Genomic DNA, 1,193 nt, shown 5'->3' with positions numbered 1-1,193 from the left:
GGTGAAGTCCTCGAGCGACGGGCCGCGTGGTGGGCGAGGACGGCACGAACGGCGGGTTGTGGTGCTCACCGGAGGCGAACACGTCGAGTCCGACCTCCTCGGCCTTCAGCGCGATGGTGACCATCGCCTGGATGCGCTCGGCCTCGGTCGGCGTGCGTCCCGTCGTCGGGTCGGGGGTGACATCCCCGACCGAGAAGATCCCGAACTGCATCGCGCACCCTTCCGGTGGTCCGTTGCGTCTGCAACCAGGTGAACGCGGCCGCACACCGGCGTGTTCCCGGGCGCGGCCGCGGACCGGTCAGCTGTGCTGCTTCTCGTGCGAAGCGATCTGGGAGCGGACGTCGTCCATGTCGAGGGCACGCAGCTGGGTGACGAGGTCCTCGACGGCGGCCTGCGGCAGGGCGCCGGGCTGCTGGAAGACCATGATCTCCTCGCGGAAGGCCATGAGGGTCGGGATGCTGCGGATACCGAACTGGCCGGCGAGGAGCTCCTGGTCCTCGGTGTCGACCTTGCCGAAGACGACGTCGGGGTGGTCCTCGGAGACGGCGTCGTAGGTGGGCGCGAAGCTCTTGCACGGGCCGCACCAGGCGGCCCAGAAGTCGACGAGGACGATGTCGTTGTCGCGGATGGTGCGCTCGAAGTCGAGCGCGGTGAGGTCACGGGTGGCCACGGAGGGCTCCTCTCGAGGTCGGTGTGCTCGGGGAACCGCCCGGAAGGTCCGGACATTCCCGGCGTGGCCGGCCGTTCGCGCGAGACGGCGGGGGTAGGTTCGGAGGGGCGACGAGAGGATGATGCGTGAGGCGGTGGCCGGGGTTCGCGGCGAGCCTGGCGGTGCTGGCGGCGCTCACGACCGCCTGCACGTCGGCGGACCAGGGCCCGGTCGACGTCGCGATCGTGGAGCTCGTCGAGGACCAGGACGCCCTCCACGGCCGCCAGGTCACGACCCGGGGGGTGGTCCGCAGCTTCGACGAACCGCTCCACCACTGGATCGAGGACGAGGACCAGAACCGCGTCGAACTGACCCCGCAGGAGCTCGTCAGCCCGCACCTCGGTGATCGCATCGAGGTGACCGGGCGCTACACCTTCCGAGACGACGAGGGACGCCGTATCGCGATCGAGGACCTCGAGGTGCTCGACGAGGGCGACCTCGACTCCGCCTGAGCTGAGAGGAACCAGCCGTGACATCGAGCTTC

At 69.9% G+C, this 1,193-nt stretch carries 3 protein-coding genes; 1 reads left to right on the top strand and 2 read right to left on the bottom strand.

The window, feature by feature from the left end:
• Both WEB03_RS04230 and trxA read right to left on the bottom strand, forming a co-directional pair.
• Positions 1 to 211, bottom strand: a 211-nt coding sequence (locus WEB03_RS04230; protein ID WP_368069723.1) for an LLM class flavin-dependent oxidoreductase, incomplete at its 3' end; no start/stop codon positions are given.
• A gap of 87 nt (positions 212 to 298) precedes the next feature.
• Positions 299 to 670 (bottom strand): thioredoxin, encoded by a 372-nt coding sequence (gene trxA, locus WEB03_RS04225; protein ID WP_368069722.1) that lies wholly within the window; start codon positions 668 to 670, stop codon positions 299 to 301.
• A gap of 125 nt (positions 671 to 795) precedes the next feature.
• Between trxA and WEB03_RS04220 the strand changes: the two genes are divergently transcribed.
• Complete coding sequence (locus WEB03_RS04220) at positions 796 to 1,161, top strand: hypothetical protein (protein WP_368069721.1); 366 nt, start codon at positions 796 to 798, stop codon at positions 1,159 to 1,161.
• Positions 1,162 to 1,193: the final 32 nt, after the last annotated feature.

This window comes from Nitriliruptor sp. (assembly GCF_040882075.1).
GTDB lineage: Bacteria > Actinomycetota > Nitriliruptoria > Nitriliruptorales > Nitriliruptoraceae > Nitriliruptor.
Note: the sequence above shows the minus strand (reverse complement) of the source record. Positions and strands in the feature narration are given on the sequence as shown.